We start from the raw sequence: 19,995 nt of genomic DNA, 5'->3' as shown, positions 1-19,995 counted from the left end.
TTCCTCTCAATCTATAAGAGTTGGAGAGAAGTTCTCCTGCCATGGTAATCCATATTTATTTAAAGCATCCATGAATGGATCTGGATCAAATTCCTCTACATTGTATACGCCTGGACGCTTCCATTGACCTTTCATGATAAGCATGGCACCAATCATCGTTGGAACACCAGTTGTATATGAAATTGCTTGAGATCCTACCTCGCGATAACACTCTTGGTGATCACAAATATTATATACATAATAAGTTTTAGGCTTTCCATCTTTTGTACCTTGAATGATACAGCCAATATTAGTTTTTCCTTTTGTTCTTGGTCCAAGTGATGCAGGATCAGGAAGAATTTCTTTTAAAAACTGTAATGGGATAATCTCTTTTCCTTCATAATTGATTGGTTCAATAGATGTCATTCCAACATTTTCAAGAACCTTTAAGTGGTTTAGATAATTATCAGAGAAAGTCATCCAGAAACGGATTCTCTTAAGTCCTTTAATATTTACTGCTAATGATTCTAGTTCCTCATGGTATAAAAGATAAATATTTTTAGGACCAATTTGGTCTAAATCATATTCTCTTTTTTCAGAAAGCGGTGGTGTTTCGATCCATTTGCCGTTTTCCCAATATCTTCCGTTCGCTGTAATTTCACGAATGTTGATTTCTGGATTAAAGTTTGTAGCAAATGGATAGCCATGGTCTCCACCATTAGCATCAACAATATCAATATAATTAATTTCATCAAAATGATGTTTTTGTGCATAAGCCGTGAAAACACCTGTTACTCCTGGATCAAACCCACTTCCAAGAAGAGCAGTTAAGCCAGCTTCTTCAAATTTTTGCTTATATTCCCATTGCCATTTATATTCAAATTTAGCTGTTTCAGGTGGTTCATAGTTTGCAGTATCTAAGTAATGTACCCCTGTAGCTAGACACGCATCCATTATAGTTAAATCTTGGTATGGTAAGGCAACGTTGATTACGATTTCTGGTTTAAAGCTATTGATTAACTCAATTACTTCTTCCGTTTTATCGGCATCTACTTGGGCAACAGAAACCTTTGTTTTGCCACCATCAATTTTATCTTTAATTGCTTCACACTTTGAAAGTGTTCTGCTTGCAATGCAAATTTCTTCGAATACATCCGGTACTTGACAGCATTTATGTGCGACAACACTTGCCACTCCGCCAGCACCAATAATTAATGCTTTTCCCAACATGAATAACCTCCTTTAATACTACCTAAAAAATTTCAATAAGGCTGATTATACATAATGTGCGTCAAATAATCTATATAATCCAGTAAAATATAAAAAAAATTTAATGAAAATTTATAGACTGGAAATCCAGTTGTAAAGTTAGGAGAGAATAGAAGGGCTTTAGCAAATGATTTATTGTGGGAACAAGAGGATACTTTTCCCCTTTTGTGAAAAGAAAATAAAAAAAACGACTATTGTCGTCGTTAGAGTATGAAAAATATGGTGGAGACTATCGGGATCGAACCGACGACCTCTTGCATGCCATGCAAGCGCTCTCCCAGCTGAGCTAAGCCCCCATAATAATATCTATATACATTATACAAAATTAAATAAAAACTTCAAGTGGTTGAATGAATTATTGAATTGGAATGAATAGAACACTATATTAATCTAATCGATTAGCTTAGATTTATTTAGAATTATAGAGCTGAAAAATTTCAATATAATGAAGGAATATATGTAAGGGTATGTCTATTACCTACTATTATAGGCTGGATAAAAGAAGATGGTTCAAATGAGGAGTATATGAACCTTCTTCTTTTTAATGATTGAATCAATTTAAACTCTCTATTTCAATTTCCTTCACACCATGAATTTCAGAAATATCTCTATAAACATCAGTTATTTCTCTTTTTTGATCAACTATGATAATAAGGTAAATTGAATGTTCTCCCGTTTCTAAGTCTTTAATTCGTATATGTTTTATTCCTGTTCTTAAATTACGTATCGCTTTAATAATAGTTGAGACGTTTTCTTTTTGATCAGCTTTTAGTTTTACTTTAATTTCTTTTTCTCTCAGCTGACGAGGACCAATCATACTCATAAAAATTGGTATGAATTTAACACTAATTAATAGAAGAGCGACACCAATTAAAGCTTCTACATAATAACCAGCTCCAACGGCAATACCTATGCCTCCTGCTCCCCATATTAATGCTGCTGTAGTTAATCCGGAAATACTATCATTTCCTCTTCTAAGTATAACTCCAGCACCTAAAAAACCGATCCCAGAAACAATTTGAGCCGGTAAACGCAAGGGATCCATTTGGATGTTAACTTGATCACTACCAGGGAATTTATAGGCTGCTTCAATCGAAATAATAGTTAATAAGCAGCTAACAATACTTATTACAAGACTGGTTTTTAGACCAACAGGTTTACGTTTAATTTCTCGCTCTAATCCTATGATCAATCCGAGACCAGCTGAAATACCTATTTTTAATAAAAAATCTATATTGATATCCATCTATGTTTCCTCTCCTGTATTTATTTATTGTAGTCAAGTGTCGTGGTTGATTATTAATTCTCACTATATAAAGAACAGGAAATTAAACAAGGCTACAATGTGCAAGGGAAAAAAATCGAAATACAATCTTACGATTTTTAAAAACCTAAAGTATAATATCCTATAATGGTTTATTGTAAACACTAAATATTAATAAAGTGTATGTTATTTGAAGAAAAACATTCTTCTTATAGAAATGATACTTCTTTTTAATTATGAAATATTTTTAAAAAAAGTATTGACGGTTAAATTCAAACAATGTTATATTAATATCCGTCGCTGAAACAACACGAAATGTTAAAGTAAATGACGAAAAAGATTTTAAAAAAACTATTGACAATGAAAGTTGATAGATGTTATATTAGGAAAGTCGCTTCTTGAGTGACTAACTAAATTGCTCTTTGAAAACTGAACAAACAAACGTCAACAATAATCGTTTTATAACTAACGTTATAGAACAAAAAGTAACAAAAAGCTAGAGTTTAGCAATGAGCTAATCAACTCTTTATTGGAGAGTTTGATCCTGGCTCAGGACGAACGCTGGCGGCGTGCCTAATACATGCAAGTCGAGCGGACTTTAAAAGCTTGCTTTTAAAGTTAGCGGCGGACGGGTGAGTAACACGTGGGCAACCTGCCTGTAAGACTGGGATAACTTCGGGAAACCGGAGCTAATACCGGATAATCCTTTTCCTCTCATGAGGAAAAGCTGAAAGACGGTTTACGCTGTCACTTACAGATGGGCCCGCGGCGCATTAGCTAGTTGGTGAGGTAACGGCTCACCAAGGCGACGATGCGTAGCCGACCTGAGAGGGTGATCGGCCACACTGGGACTGAGACACGGCCCAGACTCCTACGGGAGGCAGCAGTAGGGAATCTTCCGCAATGGACGAAAGTCTGACGGAGCAACGCCGCGTGAGTGATGAAGGTTTTCGGATCGTAAAACTCTGTTGTTAGGGAAGAACAAGTGCAAGAGTAACTGCTTGTACCTTGACGGTACCTAACCAGAAAGCCACGGCTAACTACGTGCCAGCAGCCGCGGTAATACGTAGGTGGCAAGCGTTGTCCGGAATTATTGGGCGTAAAGCGCGCGCAGGCGGTCCTTTAAGTCTGATGTGAAAGCCCACGGCTCAACCGTGGAGGGTCATTGGAAACTGGGGGACTTGAGTGCAGAAGAGAAGAGTGGAATTCCACGTGTAGCGGTGAAATGCGTAGAGATGTGGAGGAACACCAGTGGCGAAGGCGACTCTTTGGTCTGTAACTGACGCTGAGGCGCGAAAGCGTGGGGAGCAAACAGGATTAGATACCCTGGTAGTCCACGCCGTAAACGATGAGTGCTAAGTGTTAGAGGGTTTCCGCCCTTTAGTGCTGCAGCAAACGCATTAAGCACTCCGCCTGGGGAGTACGGCCGCAAGGCTGAAACTCAAAGGAATTGACGGGGGCCCGCACAAGCGGTGGAGCATGTGGTTTAATTCGAAGCAACGCGAAGAACCTTACCAGGTCTTGACATCCTCTGACACTCCTAGAGATAGGACGTTCCCCTTCGGGGGACAGAGTGACAGGTGGTGCATGGTTGTCGTCAGCTCGTGTCGTGAGATGTTGGGTTAAGTCCCGCAACGAGCGCAACCCTTGATCTTAGTTGCCAGCATTCAGTTGGGCACTCTAAGGTGACTGCCGGTGACAAACCGGAGGAAGGTGGGGATGACGTCAAATCATCATGCCCCTTATGACCTGGGCTACACACGTGCTACAATGGATGGTACAAAGGGCAGCAAAGCCGCGAGGTCGAGCAAATCCCATAAAACCATTCTCAGTTCGGATTGTAGGCTGCAACTCGCCTACATGAAGCTGGAATCGCTAGTAATCGCGGATCAGCATGCCGCGGTGAATACGTTCCCGGGCCTTGTACACACCGCCCGTCACACCACGAGAGTTTGTAACACCCGAAGTCGGTGGGGTAACCTTTTGGAGCCAGCCGCCTAAGGTGGGATAGATGATTGGGGTGAAGTCGTAACAAGGTAGCCGTATCGGAAGGTGCGGCTGGATCACCTCCTTTCTAAGGAAAATGGAATTTACATTCCATCAAAGGTTGTTGACGATTTGTTGTTCAGTTTTGAGGGAGCAATTCCTCAAAATGAAAGGCTTAATAAGCCTGATTGTTCCTTGAAAACTAGATTATGTAAGAACCAAGAAAGAAACCGAGTAATCGCCATCTTAGATTCTCTATTTTAGAGAATTACTTCTTTGGAAAGTAGTCGTATTAAACGAATACTCCTTCAAAGATTGGAGAGCAAAGAGAAGCAAGTAGGTCAAGGAAGCGACCGAACGAGCACTGGAGCGTACGACAGTACGTGAGGTGCAGAGTGAAGAAGCTGACGAAGAGATACGCCGCTTATCTTTGGTCGAAACTAAGTTAAGTTAGAAAGGGCGCACGGTGGATGCCTTGGCACTAGGAGCCGATGAAGGACGGGATTAACACCGATATGCTTTGGGGAGCTGTAAGTAAGCTTTGATCCAGAGATTTCCGAATGGGGAAACCCTCTATCCGTAATGGGATAGAATCTTTACCTGAATACATAGGGTACTGAAGGCAGACCCGGGGAACTGAAACATCTAAGTACCCGGAGGAAGAGAAAGCAAACGCGATTCCCTGAGTAGCGGCGAGCGAAACGGGATTAGCCCAAACCAAGAGGCTTGCCTCTTGGGGTTGTAGGACACTCTATATGGAGTTACAAAGGAACGGAGTAGACGAATCGATCTGGAAAGGTCAGTCGTAGAAGGTAAAAACCCTGTAGTCGAAACTTCGTTCCCTCTTGAGTGTATCCTGAGTACGGCGGGACACGAGAAATCCCGTCGGAAGCTGGGAGGACCATCTCCCAAGGCTAAATACTCCCTAGTGACCGATAGTGAACCAGTACCGTGAGGGAAAGGTGAAAAGCACCCCGGAAGGGGAGTGAAATAGATCCTGAAACCGTGTGCCTACAAGTAGTTAGAGCCCTTTTATGGGTGATAGCGTGCCTTTTGTAGAATGAACCGGCGAGTTACGATTACATGCGAGGTTAAGTTGAAGAGACGGAGCCGCAGCGAAAGCGAGTCTGAATAGGGCGAAATAGTATGTGGTTGTAGACCCGAAACCAGGTGATCTACCCATGTCCAGGGTGAAGTCCAGGTAACACTGGATGGAGGCCCGAACCCACGCACGTTGAAAAGTGCGGGGATGAGGTGTGGGTAGCGGAGAAATTCCAATCGAACTTGGAGATAGCTGGTTCTCTCCGAAATAGCTTTAGGGCTAGCCTCAAGATTTAGAGTATTGGAGGTAGAGCACTGTTTGGACTAGGGGCCCCCATCGGGTTACCGAATTCAGACAAACTCCGAATGCCAAATACTTATTCTTGGGAGTCAGACTACGAGTGATAAGATCCGTGGTCAAGAGGGAAACAGCCCAGACCACCAGCTAAGGTCCCAAAGTATACGTTAAGTGGAAAAGGATGTGGAGTTGCTTAGACAACCAGGATGTTGGCTTAGAAGCAGCCACCATTTAAAGAGTGCGTAATAGCTCACTGGTCGAGTGACTCTGCGCCGAAAATGTACCGGGGCTAAACGTATCACCGAAGCTGTGGATTGACATCTATGATGTCAGTGGTAGGAGAGCGTTCTAAGGGCGTTGAAGCTAGACCGTAAGGACTGGTGGAGCGCTTAGAAGTGAGAATGCCGGTATGAGTAGCGAAAGATGAGTGAGAATCTCATCCACCGAATGCCTAAGGTTTCCTGAGGAAGGCTCGTCCGCTCAGGGTTAGTCGGGACCTAAGCCGAGGCTGAAAAGCGTAGGCGATGGACAACAGGTTGATATTCCTGTACCACCTTTAAATCGTTTGAGCAATGGGGGGACGCAGGAGGATAGGGTAAGCGTGCTGTTGGATTAGCACGTCCAAGCAGTTAGGCTGGTAATGAGGCAAATCCCATTACCACATAAGCGGAGCTGTGACGGCGAGGGAAATATAGTACCGAAGTTCCTGATTCCACACTGCCAAGAAAAGCCTCTAGCGAGATTTAGGGTGCCCGTACCGCAAACCGACACAGGTAGGCGAGGAGAGAATCCTAAGGTGAGCGAGAGAACTCTCGTTAAGGAACTCGGCAAAATGACCCCGTAACTTCGGGAGAAGGGGTGCTCTTGCGGGTGCAAGCCTGCGAGAGCCGCAGTGAATAGGCCCAGGCGACTGTTTAGCAAAAACACAGGTCTCTGCGAAGCCGCAAGGCGAAGTATAGGGGCTGACACCTGCCCGGTGCTGGAAGGTTAAGAGGAGGGGTTAGCACGTTAGTGCGAAGCTCTGAATTGAAGCCCCAGTAAACGGCGGCCGTAACTATAACGGTCCTAAGGTAGCGAAATTCCTTGTCGGGTAAGTTCCGACCCGCACGAAAGGTGTAACGATCTGGGCACTGTCTCAACGAGAGACTCGGTGAAATTATAGTACCTGTGAAGATGCAGGTTACCCGCGACAGGACGGAAAGACCCCGTGGAGCTTTACTGCAGCCTGATATTGAATTTTGGTACAGCTTGTACAGGATAGGTAGGAGCCTTGGAAGCCGGAGCGCTAGCTTCGGTGGAGGCATTGGTGGGATACTACCCTGGCTGTATTGACATTCTAACCCGCACCCCTGATCGGGGTGGGAGACAGTGTCAGGTGGGCAGTTTGACTGGGGCGGTCGCCTCCTAAAAAGTAACGGAGGCGCCCAAAGGTTCCCTCAGAATGGTTGGAAATCATTCGTAGAGTGTAAAGGCACAAGGGAGCTTGACTGCGAGACCTACAAGTCGAGCAGGGACGAAAGTCGGGCTTAGTGATCCGGTGGTTCCGCATGGAAGGGCCATCGCTCAACGGATAAAAGCTACCCCGGGGATAACAGGCTTATCTCCCCCAAGAGTCCACATCGACGGGGAGGTTTGGCACCTCGATGTCGGCTCATCGCATCCTGGGGCTGTAGTCGGTCCCAAGGGTTGGGCTGTTCGCCCATTAAAGCGGTACGCGAGCTGGGTTCAGAACGTCGTGAGACAGTTCGGTCCCTATCCGTCGTGGGCGTAGGAAATTTGAGAGGAGCTGTCCTTAGTACGAGAGGACCGGGATGGACGCACCGCTGGTGTACCAGTTGTCTTGCCAAAGGCATCGCTGGGTAGCTATGTGCGGAAGGGATAAGTGCTGAAAGCATCTAAGCATGAAGCCCCCCTCAAGATGAGATTTCCCATAGCGCAAGCTAGTAAGATCCCTGAAAGATGATCAGGTTGATAGGTCAGAGGTGGAAGCGTGGCGACATGTGGAGCTGACTGATACTAATAGATCGAGGACTTAACTAAAATGAAAAGCGGAAATGCCTGTTTATGGCATTAGAGCTGAACAAAATGATTACTTGTTTCTTTCTTCTTACCATAATCTAGTTTTCAGGGAATAATTTTCTAAAATTATACTTGAAAAAGTCTCAAAAACATGTATAATAAAATGTGTCTTGAGAAAAGTCTGGTGGCGATAGCGAGAAGGTCACACCCGTTCCCATACCGAACACGGAAGTTAAGCTTCTCAGCGCCAATGGTAGTTGGGGGTTCTCCCCCTGTGAGAGTAGGACGTCGCCAGGCGTTATATATGGAGGATTAGCTCAGCTGGGAGAGCATCTGCCTTACAAGCAGAGGGTCGGCGGTTCGATCCCGTCATCCTCCACCATTATTTTGACGATTATTATATGCCGGTTTAGCTCAATTGGTAGAGCAACTGACTTGTAATCAGTAGGTTGGGGGTTCAAGTCCTCTAGCCGGCACCATCTAATGAGCCATTAGCTCAGTCGGTAGAGCATCTGACTTTTAATCAGAGGGTCGGAGGTTCGAATCCTCCATGGCTCACCATTAGTAAACTTAAAATAGTATTAAGCGGGTGTGGCGGAATTGGCAGACGCACTAGACTTAGGATCTAGCGCCGCAAGGCGTGGGGGTTCGACTCCCTTCACCCGCACCAATTTATTATCAGTTAAATACATGCGGAAGTAGTTCAGTGGTAGAACACCACCTTGCCAAGGTGGGGGTCGCGGGTTCGAATCCCGTCTTCCGCTCCATAAAACAATGCCGGGGTGGCGGAACTGGCAGACGCACAGGACTTAAAATCCTGCGGTAGGTGACTACCGTACCGGTTCGATTCCGGTCCTCGGCACCATTGTTTTTATATTAATGCGCCCGTAGCTCAATTGGATAGAGCGTCTGACTACGGATCAGAAGGTTATGGGTTCGACTCCTTTCGGGCGCGCCATTATATTTCGGGAAGTAGCTCAGCTTGGTAGAGCACTTGGTTTGGGACCAAGGGGTCGCAGGTTCGAATCCTGTCTTCCCGACCACTATTCTCATACATGGGGCCTTAGCTCAGCTGGGAGAGCGCCTGCCTTGCACGCAGGAGGTCAGCGGTTCGATCCCGCTAGGCTCCACCAATTTTATAATTCTTAATATGATGGCGGCGTAGCTCAGCTGGCTAGAGCGTACGGTTCATACCCGTGAGGTCGGGGGTTCGATCCCCTCTGCCGCTACCATACATATTACCATGGACCTTTAGCTCAGTTGGTTAGAGCAGACGGCTCATAACCGTCCGGTCGTAGGTTCGAGTCCTACAAGGTCCACCATATTATTGAGGAGGAATACCCAAGTCCGGCTGAAGGGATCGGTCTTGAAAACCGACAGGCGGGTCAAACCGCGCGGGGGTTCGAATCCCCCTTCCTCCTCCATAAAAATTAAATTATAATATTATCGCGGGGTGGAGCAGTCTGGTAGCTCGTCGGGCTCATAACCCGAAGGTCGCAGGTTCAAATCCTGTCCCCGCAATCTGGTCCGGTAGTTCAGTTGGTTAGAATGCCTGCCTGTCACGCAGGAGGTCGCGGGTTCGAGTCCCGTCCGGACCGCCATATAAATTGGCTCAGTAGCTCAGTCGGTAGAGCAAAGGACTGAAAATCCTTGTGTCGGCGGTTCGATTCCGTCCTGAGCCACCATTTTAGTGCAATCTAAAATGAATAATATGTATAATGGCGGCTATGGCGAAGTGGTTAACGCATCGGATTGTGGCTCCGACACTCGTGGGTTCGATTCCCACTAGTCGCCCCATTAAAATAAAATATGCGGGTGTAGTTTAATGGTAAAACCTCAGCCTTCCAAGCTGATGTCGTGGGTTCGATTCCCATCACCCGCTCCATATATGGGCCTATAGCTCAGCTGGTTAGAGCGCACGCCTGATAAGCGTGAGGTCGATGGTTCGAGTCCATTTAGGCCCACCATAAAAATATTCCGCAGTAGCTCAGTGGTAGAGCATTCGGCTGTTAACCGAACGGTCGTAGGTTCGAGTCCTACCTGCGGAGCCATTTTTTTTGGGGAAGTACTCAAGAGGCTGAAGAGGCGCCCCTGCTAAGGGTGTAGGTCGCGTAAGCGGCGCGAGGGTTCAAATCCCTCCTTCTCCGCCATTGGCCCGTTGGTCAAGTGGTTAAGACACCGCCCTTTCACGGCGGTAACACGGGTTCGAATCCCGTACGGGTCATAAAAAACTGATAGCATTTGCTATCAGTTTTTTTATTTCTTATAAGATAAGGTTCTTTTTGATAAATTCTCTATAGTTAAGGAGACCTTATAAGTTTGTATCAATTAAAATTTTCCGCTCCTTAGATTTTCTTCCCATTTATCCTCACTTGTAAATAATCTATTCCCTGGATTCTTTAAATCAAAGTCAGAAAGAAATCCAGTATCGGGACCTCTAAACAGATCAGTTGCTAGATTTTTTTATCTGGTGCTTCAAAAAAAAGGTTGATTTCTTTCCCTATTTGTTCTTTTAAATATTCTTCTTCCCTTTTACTTATTATCCTTATCCTTCCTTATGTTAGACATTTATTTTAGAATTCTCTTCATAAAAAAACTATGTTAAAAGTTCACAATCTAAATGAGTCAATTAAACATAAAAAGATTTATAGTATCATAAAATTTTAAAAACAAAAAAGGATTTCCCTTCTATTGATAGAATATTAAAATTAATCAAATTAAATTAAATGACTAATTTTTTAGCAAGGAATACCGTAAATTGTTTTAGAAGCAAAAAAAAGGGAATTGCAATGTACAAAGTGTAAAATTTACACACTTAATATTATTTGTAATAGAAAGTAGGATGACAGTGGAGACAGTATATCCAACAGAATTTCAACTACATTTATTTCACGAAGGAAACTTATTTGAGAGCTATAGATTATTTGGATCTCATATTCATCATAAAAATGGAGAGATTTATACCAGTTTTTGTGTTTGGGCTCCAAATGCTCTAAGTATTCAATTGGTTGGGGATTTTAATAATTGGAATGGTGAAGGTTATTCCCTTGAAAAAATTAATAAGGAAGGTGTGTGGCTTCTAAATGTAGAGAGGGATTTAACGGGTGTTATGTATAAATATAAAATAACTGCACCTGATGGAAGAGTATTTCTTAAGGCTGATCCTTATGCTTTTCTTTCCGAGGTAAGACCTAATACAGCTTCCATTGTTTATTCCTTGGAAGGTTATAAGTGGAACGATACAAAATGGAAACAAAAAAAGACAAAAAAGAACTATTTAAATGAACCCCTTGCTATATATGAAGTCCATTTAGGATCATGGAAAATCCATGAGGATGGAGATCTTTATACCTATAGAGAACTTGCTGATGAATTAATTCCATATGTTGTGGAACAAGGATTTACTCACTTGGAAGTGCTGCCCTTAGTAGAACATCCACTCGATATCTCCTGGGGATATCAAGGTACAGGATACTATTCTGCAACAAGTAGATTTGGAGAGCCAAAGGATTTGATGTATTTCATTGATCAATGTCATCAACATGGGCTCGGCGTGATATTAGATTGGGTACCTGGACATTTTTGTAAAGATGAGCATGGTCTTTATCAATTTGATGGAACTAGTCAATATGATTATAAGAATCCTGTGGATAGAGAAAATTATGTTTGGGGAACAGCCAATTTTGATTTAGGAAAAAATGAAGTCCAAAGCTTTTTAATTTCAAATGCAATTTTTTGGATGGAATATTTCCATGTAGATGGATTTAGAGTTGATGCTGTTTCTAATATTATTTATTGGCCAAATTCACATGAAAATAGCGTGAACCAATTTGGAATCGATTTCCTCCAAAAACTGAATCAAACAGTTTGTCAATACGATCCAACGGTTCTAATGTTTGCAGAGGATTCTACTGATTGGCCTCAAGTAACTGCACCAGTTCATTATGGTGGCATTGGATTTCACTACAAATGGAATATGGGCTGGATGAATGATATTTTAACCTATATGGAAACTGATTCAGTTAATCGAAAGCAAGTACATGATAAAGTCTCCTTTTCCCTACATTATGCCTTTTCCGAAAATTTTGTTTTACCATTTTCACATGATGAAGTTGTTCATGGAAAGAAATCGTTAGTAGATAAGATGCCAGGAGATTATTGGCAAAAGTTTGCTCAATTCCGACTCCTCTTAGGATATATGATGGCACATCCAGGAAAAAAATTATTATTTATGGGAAATGAATTCGCACATTTTGCTGAATGGAAGGATAAAGAACAGTTAGATTGGATGCTGCTAGATTATGAGATGCATCAAAAAGCAAATGAGTATATGAAGGAATTACTAAAAATCTATAAAAGGTCCAAACCTTTGTATCAGTTGGATCATATCAATGATGGCTTTGATTGGATTGATGTAAATAATAGAGAACAGTCTATCTTCTCGTTTATACGCAAGGCAGAAAAAGAAGAAGATTATTTAGTCGTCATTTGTAATTTCACTTATCATACATATGAAAATTACAGAGTCGGCGTTCCTTTAAATAACTCTTTCCGAGAAATATTAAATAGTGACACTGATAGATTTGGTGGAGCTAATTATATAAATAAAAAGGTAATAAAAGCAGAAAAAGTAGAGTTTCATGGAAAACCTTATTCTGTTCAACTAACGATACCAGCTTTCAGTATAATCATTTTACGTCCAGTTCAACACCGGAAGGGGAGAAAGGGAAATGGGAAAGAAACGGTGCGTCGCAATGCTATTAGCAGGAGGAAAGGGGAGTAGACTTTATTCCTTAACAAAAAGTCTAGCAAAGCCAGCAATCCCTTTTGGAGGTAAATATCGAATTATCGATTTCACTTTAAGTAATTGTTCCAATTCGGGAATAGAAACTGTTGGCGTCTTAACGCAATATCAGCCGCTTGTTTTAAACTCATACATTGGAATAGGAAGTGCATGGGATTTAGACCGTGTTAATGGAGGAGTAACCGTATTACCTCCATATAGTGAGTCATCAGAAGTGAAATGGTATACAGGAACAGCAAGTGCTATTTATCAAAATCAGAACTACTTGTCTCAATATGATCCTGAATATGTTCTTATTTTGTCAGGAGACCATATTTATAAAATGAATTATGAAGAGATGCTTGAATATCATATAGATAAAAAAGCAGACGCTTCTATCTCTGTGATTCAAGTACCATGGGAAGAAGCGAGTAGATTTGGAATTATGAATACAAATAAAGAGATGAACATTGTAGAATTCGAAGAGAAGCCTAAACATCCAAAAAATAATTTAGCTTCGATGGGAATCTATATTTTTAAATGGCGTGTTTTGAAGGAATTACTTGTAGAAGATAATTTAAATAAAAATTCTTCCCATGATTTTGGAAAGGATATTATTCCTTTACTCATAGAAAAACAGAAAAAGGTGGTTGCTTATCCATTTAAAGGGTATTGGAAAGATGTTGGAACTGTTCAAAGTCTATGGGAAGCAAATATGGATTTATTGGATGATAATTGTGAATTAAATATATCTGATTATAATTGGAGAATTTATACAGTAAATCCCAATCATCCACCACAGTATATTTCTAGTGATGCACATGTGAAAGAGTCGATGGTGAATGAAGGGTGTATTATTAGTGGCAATTTAGAGAAAACAATTGTTTTTCAAGGTGTTACTGTAGGAGAAGGGACAATTATTCGGAGTTCAGTTATCATGCCAGATGCGAAGATTGGTAATAATGTTTATATTGAAAAGGCTATTGTCCCTTCTGACATAACCATACCAGATGGAATGGTCATTAAACCAAAAAAAGACTCAAATGAAGTAGTCCTTGTAACAGAAGAAATGGTTAATGAAGTGATTTCCTAACAAACTAGATAGGAGGGATTAAGATGATAAGATCTATGCTGGGCATTATTGATGCAACAACACATAAGGAAGATTTAGAAGAATTAACTTCACATCGCACACTTGCTGCACTTCCGATAGGCGGACGGTACCGTTTAATAGATTTTGTCCTTTCCAATATGGTGAACTCTGGAATAGGTAGTGTTGCAATTTTTCCAAAGTATCAGTATCGCTCGTTAATGGATCATTTAGGATCGGGAAAAAACTGGGATTTAGATAGAAAGAGAGATGGATTGTTCTTTTTCCCGGCATCTTTGACCGAAACAAATACAGATGGAATAGGTTCTTTTAATCATTTTGCGGCAAATATGGATTATTTTCAGAGAAGCAAGCAAGAATATGCTCTAGTTGCAAATTGTTTTACTGTGTTTAATATGAATTTTAATCCTGTATTAGAGCGGCATCTCTCTTCTGGCTGTGATATAACGGAGATTACGAATAATGGAAGTTCATTAGAAATATATCTAATTAAGAAATCAAAGCTAATTGATTTAATAGAAACAAGAGCAGTTACAGGTTATACATGTATGAATGATGTTGTGTTAGATATGAATAATCAGCTAAAAATATGTGAATATGAATATAACGGCTATGCCGAAAAAATAGATTCAATATCTAGTTATTTTCATGTAAGTAAAGATATATTAAAAGCCAAAGTCTGGAATCAGCTTTTTATAAAAGAAAGACCAATATTTACAAAAGTTAAAGATGAACCACCTACACGATATACAAGTACAGGTGAAGTGAAAAACTCCATGATAGCAAATGGATGTTTTATTGAAGGCGATATTACAAATAGTGTTATTTCTCGAGCGGTTAAGGTTGGAAAAGGTTCAAGCTTGAAAAATTGTATTATTATGCAAAAGTGTACAATTGGGGAAAATTGTGACCTAGACTCGGTTATTTTAGATAAAGATGTGGTTGTAGAAAGTGGTACTGTGATGATTGGTACTGCTAGTTCTCCCTTTGTAGTTAGAAAAGGAACAGTGCAAGGAGCGTTGATGAATTCGTGAGAGTATTATTTGCAGTTTCAGAATGTGTACCATTTATAAAATCAGGGGGACTGGCAGATGTAGCTGGTTCTCTTCCTAAAGAGTTAAAGAAGCAAGGTACGGATGTAGCAGTAATTATGCCAAAGTATCAAGATATTCCAGCCCATTTACTTGCTAATGTTAAGAAAAGATGCTATTTCTTTGTGCAAGTAGGTTGGCGAAATCAATACTGTGGAATTGAAGAATTAGAAGTAGATGGAATTACTTTTTATTTCATTGATAATGAATGGTATTTTAAGAGAAGTGGTTTATATGGTTATGGTGATGATGGAGAACGCTTTGCATTCTTTAATCGAGCCGTACTAGAGAGTTTACCCTATTTAGCTGACTATCCTGATATTATTCATTGCCATGATTGGCATACAGCTATGATTCCTTTCTTATTGGATGTAGACTATAAGTGGAAAAAAGAATATAGCAATATTAAGACTGTATTCACCATACATAATCTTCAGTTTCAAGGAATATTGCCAAGAGAGGTTCTTGGTGATTTATTCAATCTAAACGATTATTACTTCACAACAAATAATCTTGAATTCTACGGAAATGTTAATTTGATGAAAGGGGGACTTATCGCTGCTGACAAGATAACGACAGTAAGTCCTACCTATAAAAACGAAATTCAAACAGAATATTATGGTGAGAAGCTGAATAATGTATTAAAGCAGAGAGAGCCGGATTTATATGGAATTATAAATGGGATTGATGAAGAAACATATAATCCAGAAACAGATCCGGTAATTGCAGCAAATTATACAGTTACTTCTTTAGATAAAAAGCAAGAAAATAAGCGATTCATCCAACAAAAATTTGGATTGAAGGAAGATCTAGAAATTCCAATCATTTGTATGATTACTAGATTAACTAGTCAAAAGGGATTAGAATTAGTTAGACATATATTTCATGAAATAATGGAAGAAGATGTACAGTTTCTCGTATTAGGAACAGGAGATCCTGAATTTGAGAACTTTTTCCGTGAGATGGAATATACGTATTCTGACAAATGTAAAGCTTATATTGGCTTTGATGAAAATTTAGCCCATCAGCTGTACGCAGGTGCAGACTTGTTTTTAATGCCTTCCAAATTTGAGCCTTGTGGATTAGGGCAGCTAATTGCTTTACGATACGGGAATATCCCTATTGTGAGAGAGACAGGAGGGCTGAATGACACTGTTTTCTCTTATAACGAATGGACAGAGGAAGGAAATGGATTCAGTTTCACCAATTTCAATGCCCATGATATGCTATACACGATTAGGAGAGGCATTCACTTTTATAAAGAGGAAAAAGAGGTATGGCATAAGTTAATGAAGAATGCCATGTCGATGGATAATAGCTGGGCTCAATCTGCATTTAAATATAATCAGTTATATGCAGAGCTTATTTCGAGGAGTGAATCCCATGTTTTCTAATAAAGAACGCTTTAAAAGATATTTTTTACAAAGGCTTGAAATGACTTATGGAAAGACCTTTGAAGATACAACAAGTAGTGATCATTTTCAAACGTTAGGGCATATGATTAGAGAATATGTAAGCTCAAATTGGATTCAGACGAATGAACAAAGTCGTAACAATAACGGGAAACAGGTATATTATCTTTCTATTGAATTTTTATTAGGAAGATTGCTTCATAATAATTTAATTAACTTAGGTATTGATCAAGTTGTTATCGAAGGTCTGGGAGATCTTGGAATTAACTTTTTTGAAGTGGAAGATATGGAACACGATGCGGGATTAGGCAATGGTGGATTAGGAAGGTTAGCAGCATGCTTTTTGGATTCTTTAGCTACATTAGACTTACCAGGGCATGGTATGGGGATTCGTTATAAACATGGTTTATTTGAACAACGAATTGTTGATGGATACCAACTTGAATTGCCAGAACAATGGCTAAAGCAAGGCCAGGTTTGGGAAGTTCGAAAGGAAGACTTAGCTGTTGATATTTATTTCTGGGGAAATATTGATATGTATGAGAAGAATGGAAAGTTACAGTTTCGGCATCTAAATGCCGAAACTGTAACAGCAGTTCCCCATGATGTACCGGTCATCGGCTATCATACAACGACTGTTAATACATTAAGGCTATGGAATGCTGAACCATCGTCCTTAGTCGCAAAAGATGTAAAGGATATAATGCGTTACAAAAGAGAAACAGAATCGATATCTGGCTTTTTATATCCAGATGATTCCAATGATGAGGGAAAGATCTTACGGTTAAAACAACAATACTTTTTAGTTTCTGCAAGCTTGCAATCCATTATTCGAAATTATAAGCAACAATATAAAAATATTAGTGAAATGCATCACTATATAAGCATCCATGTAAATGATACACATCCCGTTTTGGCAATCCCGGAGCTAATGAGAATATTAATGGATGAGGAAGGATTAGGCTGGGATGAAGCCTGGAAAATTACTACAAATACTATTTCTTACACCAATCATACCACGTTATCTGAAGCATTAGAACAATGGCCAATCTATATATTCCAACCCCTGTTACCCCGAATTTATATGATAATCGATGAAATAAATGAACGTTTCTGTATGGAATTATGGAAAAAGTACCCTGGAGATTTTTTGAAAATTGAAAAAATGGCGATAATTGCCCACGGCATGATTAAGATGGCTCATTTAGCATTAGTTGGTAGCTATAGTGTAAATGGAGTAGCGGAAATCCATACTGAGATTTTGAAGAAAAGAGAAATGGCTGATTTTTTTACCTTCTATCCAGAAAAGTTTAATAATAAAACGAATGGAATTACACATAGAAGGTGGCTAATAAAGGCTAATCCTAAGCTTACAAACTTAATTTCTAATACAATTGGTGATAAATGGGTCGATCAGCCAGAATTATTAAGGGAATTATTAAATTATCAAGAAGATGCTAATTTACAAGAAAATCTCGCAGTAATTAAGCAAAGTAATAAGGAAAGACTTGCAAAGATAATTAAGGAGAAGAATGGAATTCTTGTAGACCCTTCCTCTATTTTTGATGTTCAAGTAAAGAGACTGCATGCATATAAAAGACAATTATTAAATATTTTGCACATTATGTTTCTTTATAATAAATTAAGAGAAGATCCATCCATTGATATGGAGCCTAGAACGTTTATTTTCGGAGCAAAGGCATCACCGGGATATTATTATGCAAAAAAGATAATTAAATTAATTAATACAGTTGCCCATAAAGTTAACAATGATAAAAGAATACAAAATAAATTAAAGGTTGTTTTTATAGAAAATTATCGAGTTTCCTTAGCGGAACATATTTTTCCAGCTGCTGATGTAAGTGAGCAAATATCTACCGCAAGTAAAGAAGCGTCAGGCACTGGTAATATGAAATTTATGATGAACGGTGCATTGACACTTGGAACAATGGATGGAGCAAACATTGAAATGCATGAATTAGTGGGAGATGATAATATTTTCATCTTTGGGATGAACGCAGATCAAGTATTAGAGCTTTATCAAAATGGTGGCTATAGTTCTCGAGAGTATTTTTATCATGATGATAGAATTCATGAAGTAGTGAATCAATTAAAAAATGGTTTTTATGATCATCCAGTGGGTGAATTTGATCCTATTTTTGATTCTTTACTAATAGAGAATGATCAGTTCTTTGTATTAAAAGATTTTAATTCTTATGCAAGCATTCACGAAAAGGTGAACCAGACATTTAAGAATAAACGAGGCTGGCTGCGAAAAAGCATTGTAAATATTGCGATGTCGGGACATTTTTCAAGCGATCGAACAATAAAGGAATATGCAGAGGATATTTGGCGTATAAAACCTTATAGTTAATTGTTTAGGAGCAGGTCGGAGGAAAGGAATCCAACCGAATATAAAACCGAGCAATTTTACGGAGATGCTAATAAGTTTCGTATAATTGTTTGGTTTTTTAATTCATTTAAATAAAGAAGGTTTGTGGTTTCATCCATGTCTGAGACACCTTGTTTTCTATGGGGCGAGCGGTGAGTTCTCCTGTTAGACCACACCGTTCTCACGCCATTCCCATAGAATTCTTCGAGCATACAGGCTGGTTTATTTTCCGACTCCTTTATTATCCAATAAAGTTCCCAACGAAAATTAAACCAAAAATATTCACCTTCACTTATTGAACCTTTAGTTTTATCTAAAAGTCTCTTATTCCTCCTCGTCTTCTGTATCCTCCTCTATATATCCATCTGATTTATGGTATGGAACATCACCAAAGGGAGCTTCAATTCCTTCCTCATCTAATGCTTGTTCATATTTTTCTTGATCTTTAGATGGATATACTGCTCTTTCTGTTCCATCAATATTTGTAGCTGTAAAGTTTTCATAATCTTCCGGGAAAGTATCATCGTCGTTCTCTCTATCGTAGAGACTGTCATAATCTTCGAAATCACCTCGTAAATCTGAGGGCGTTTCCGAAGTTCCATAGCGAGCTACCTCTTGAAAACTATCATCGTAGTCTCTAACATCGCCAGTATCATAATGACGAAATTCATTGCCATGAGCTAATTCTAGAATATCTTCCTCTATAGGTCGATCATTTGGAATAGTTTGTTCATCACTATATTCTTTTAGCGTAAGAGCTGTCGGAATTGCTTCTAATCTTTCGTAAGGAATTTCTTTACCTGAAACCTTACAAATTCCATAAGAACCGTCTTCTATTGCCTTTAAGGCGCTATTAATTTTTTGTAATTCAGATTGGTCATGTTGTTCTAAGGCAGAATCTTTTTCTCTTTCATATAATTCTGTTCCTAGATCTGCTGGATGGTTATCATAACTGGATAATTCTCCAACTGATTCCAAGGCATTTTCTTCACTTGCGTATCCGTTTGTTCTATCTAGTAAAGTTGCTTTTCTGTCTTCTAATTCTTTTTTTAAATGATTTATTTGTTCTGTTGATAACAAGGTAAACACATCCTTATCTGTTCCTACTATTAGTATATATAGACAACCTGTTCATAAATTTCCCTGTTTTATGGTTATCAAACCTAGTTTTCCATTTGTGCAGCCTTTTCTTAAGAAAAATAAATAGTTGAAAAGTGCATTAAGAATTCACTATGATTGACATAATATTAAAGACAGGTGTATCGTAAAATATGCTAAAATAATAAGTGGCGTATATCTTTGAACCAATATAATCAAGGCTTATATTCTTGATTAGTTTTAGGGGGATTT

General features: G+C 39.7%; 8 protein-coding genes, 22 tRNA genes and 3 rRNA genes. 29 read left to right on the top strand and 4 right to left on the bottom strand.

Features of this window, described 5'->3' with window-relative positions:
- Positions 1 to 6 precede the first annotated feature (6 nt).
- From C2I06_RS12205 to C2I06_RS12195, 3 genes are all read right to left on the bottom strand, one after another.
- Positions 7 to 1,206, bottom strand: a complete 1,200-nt coding sequence (locus tag C2I06_RS12205) for a saccharopine dehydrogenase family protein (protein WP_123259149.1) — start codon at positions 1,204 to 1,206, stop codon at positions 7 to 9.
- Between the two features lie 262 nt (positions 1,207 to 1,468).
- A tRNA-Ala gene (locus tag C2I06_RS12200) sits at positions 1,469 to 1,544 on the bottom strand.
- Between the two features lie 257 nt (positions 1,545 to 1,801).
- A complete protein-coding gene (locus C2I06_RS12195; RefSeq protein WP_095330622.1) occupies positions 1,802 to 2,494 on the bottom strand; it encodes an MgtC/SapB family protein in 693 nt (230 codons plus the stop codon).
- A gap of 544 nt (positions 2,495 to 3,038) precedes the next feature.
- Here C2I06_RS12195 and C2I06_RS12190 point away from each other — a divergent pair.
- The 29 genes from C2I06_RS12190 (at position 3,039) to C2I06_RS12045 (ending at position 18,627) form a co-directional block, all read left to right on the top strand.
- Positions 3,039 to 4,586, top strand: a 16S ribosomal RNA gene (locus C2I06_RS12190).
- A 355-nt stretch (positions 4,587 to 4,941) separates the two neighbouring features.
- A 23S ribosomal RNA gene (locus C2I06_RS12185) occupies positions 4,942 to 7,877 on the top strand.
- Positions 7,878 to 8,036: 159 nt separating this feature from the next.
- A 5S ribosomal RNA gene (gene rrf, locus C2I06_RS12180) occupies positions 8,037 to 8,153 on the top strand.
- Together the 16S, 23S and 5S rRNA genes with 21 tRNA genes alongside form the textbook arrangement of a ribosomal RNA operon.
- Positions 8,154 to 8,162: 9 nt before the next feature.
- Positions 8,163 to 8,238: transfer RNA gene (locus tag C2I06_RS12175), tRNA-Val, on the top strand.
- 21 nt (positions 8,239 to 8,259) lie between these two features.
- A tRNA-Thr gene (locus C2I06_RS12170) sits at positions 8,260 to 8,335 on the top strand.
- 6 nt (positions 8,336 to 8,341) lie between these two features.
- Positions 8,342 to 8,417: transfer RNA gene (locus C2I06_RS12165), tRNA-Lys, on the top strand.
- A 24-nt stretch (positions 8,418 to 8,441) separates the two neighbouring features.
- Positions 8,442 to 8,526, top strand: a tRNA-Leu gene (locus C2I06_RS12160).
- Positions 8,527 to 8,548: 22 nt separating this feature from the next.
- Positions 8,549 to 8,623 (top strand) — tRNA-Gly (locus C2I06_RS12155).
- Positions 8,624 to 8,632: 9 nt separating this feature from the next.
- Positions 8,633 to 8,721, top strand: a tRNA-Leu gene (locus C2I06_RS12150).
- 16 nt (positions 8,722 to 8,737) lie between these two features.
- Positions 8,738 to 8,814, top strand: a tRNA-Arg gene (locus tag C2I06_RS12145).
- A gap of 8 nt (positions 8,815 to 8,822) precedes the next feature.
- Positions 8,823 to 8,899, top strand: a tRNA-Pro gene (locus C2I06_RS12140).
- A gap of 14 nt (positions 8,900 to 8,913) precedes the next feature.
- A tRNA-Ala gene (locus tag C2I06_RS12135) sits at positions 8,914 to 8,989 on the top strand.
- 22 nt (positions 8,990 to 9,011) lie between these two features.
- Positions 9,012 to 9,088 (top strand) — tRNA-Met (locus C2I06_RS12130).
- 13 nt (positions 9,089 to 9,101) lie between these two features.
- A tRNA-Ile gene (locus tag C2I06_RS12125) sits at positions 9,102 to 9,178 on the top strand.
- Positions 9,179 to 9,187: 9 nt separating this feature from the next.
- Positions 9,188 to 9,280, top strand: a tRNA-Ser gene (locus C2I06_RS12120).
- Between the two features lie 23 nt (positions 9,281 to 9,303).
- Positions 9,304 to 9,377 (top strand) — tRNA-Met (locus tag C2I06_RS12115).
- A 3-nt stretch (positions 9,378 to 9,380) separates the two neighbouring features.
- Positions 9,381 to 9,457, top strand: a tRNA-Asp gene (locus tag C2I06_RS12110).
- An 8-nt stretch (positions 9,458 to 9,465) separates the two neighbouring features.
- Positions 9,466 to 9,541: transfer RNA gene (locus tag C2I06_RS12105), tRNA-Phe, on the top strand.
- A 36-nt stretch (positions 9,542 to 9,577) separates the two neighbouring features.
- Positions 9,578 to 9,653: transfer RNA gene (locus C2I06_RS12100), tRNA-His, on the top strand.
- A 14-nt stretch (positions 9,654 to 9,667) separates the two neighbouring features.
- A tRNA-Gly gene (locus tag C2I06_RS12095) sits at positions 9,668 to 9,741 on the top strand.
- A gap of 5 nt (positions 9,742 to 9,746) precedes the next feature.
- Positions 9,747 to 9,823, top strand: a tRNA-Ile gene (locus C2I06_RS12090).
- A gap of 9 nt (positions 9,824 to 9,832) precedes the next feature.
- A tRNA-Asn gene (locus tag C2I06_RS12085) sits at positions 9,833 to 9,907 on the top strand.
- A gap of 8 nt (positions 9,908 to 9,915) precedes the next feature.
- Positions 9,916 to 10,006 (top strand) — tRNA-Ser (locus C2I06_RS12080).
- Between the two features lie 2 nt (positions 10,007 to 10,008).
- Positions 10,009 to 10,080, top strand: a tRNA-Glu gene (locus tag C2I06_RS12075).
- 618 nt (positions 10,081 to 10,698) lie between these two features.
- Entirely contained in the window at positions 10,699 to 12,639 is a 1,941-nt protein-coding gene (gene glgB, locus C2I06_RS12065) for a 1,4-alpha-glucan branching protein GlgB (RefSeq protein ID WP_123258106.1), read from the top strand.
- Positions 12,587 to 13,732, top strand: coding sequence for a glucose-1-phosphate adenylyltransferase (locus tag C2I06_RS12060; RefSeq protein ID WP_095332538.1), 1,146 nt, complete (start codon positions 12,587 to 12,589; stop codon positions 13,730 to 13,732). Before glgB ends, C2I06_RS12060 begins: the two co-directional genes overlap by 53 nt.
- A gap of 23 nt (positions 13,733 to 13,755) precedes the next feature.
- Positions 13,756 to 14,784, top strand: a complete 1,029-nt coding sequence (locus C2I06_RS12055) for a GlgC family sugar phosphate nucleotidyltransferase (RefSeq protein WP_095332536.1) — start codon at positions 13,756 to 13,758, stop codon at positions 14,782 to 14,784.
- Positions 14,781 to 16,235 carry a glycogen synthase GlgA gene (gene glgA, locus C2I06_RS12050; RefSeq protein WP_123258105.1) on the top strand — a complete coding sequence of 485 codons (1,455 nt, stop codon included), beginning with the start codon at positions 14,781 to 14,783 and terminating at the stop codon, positions 16,233 to 16,235. The genes C2I06_RS12055 and glgA overlap by 4 nt, the downstream gene beginning before the upstream one ends.
- The gene (locus C2I06_RS12045; protein ID WP_123258104.1) at positions 16,225 to 18,627 is read left to right on the top strand and encodes a glycogen/starch/alpha-glucan phosphorylase; all 2,403 of its coding nucleotides are present in this window, start codon (positions 16,225 to 16,227) and stop codon (positions 18,625 to 18,627) included. The genes glgA and C2I06_RS12045 overlap by 11 nt, the downstream gene beginning before the upstream one ends.
- Positions 18,628 to 18,969: 342 nt before the next feature.
- Here the strand turns inward: C2I06_RS12045 and C2I06_RS12040 are convergent, their stop codons facing one another.
- A complete protein-coding gene (locus tag C2I06_RS12040; RefSeq protein WP_328588013.1) occupies positions 18,970 to 19,734 on the bottom strand; it encodes a TraR/DksA C4-type zinc finger protein in 765 nt (254 codons plus the stop codon).
- Positions 19,735 to 19,995 lie beyond the last annotated feature (261 nt).

The organism is Niallia circulans (assembly GCF_003726095.1).
GTDB classification, from domain to species: domain Bacteria; phylum Bacillota; class Bacilli; order Bacillales; family Cytobacillaceae; genus Niallia; species Niallia circulans_A.
This window is presented reverse-complemented; position numbering and strand designations above follow the sequence as displayed.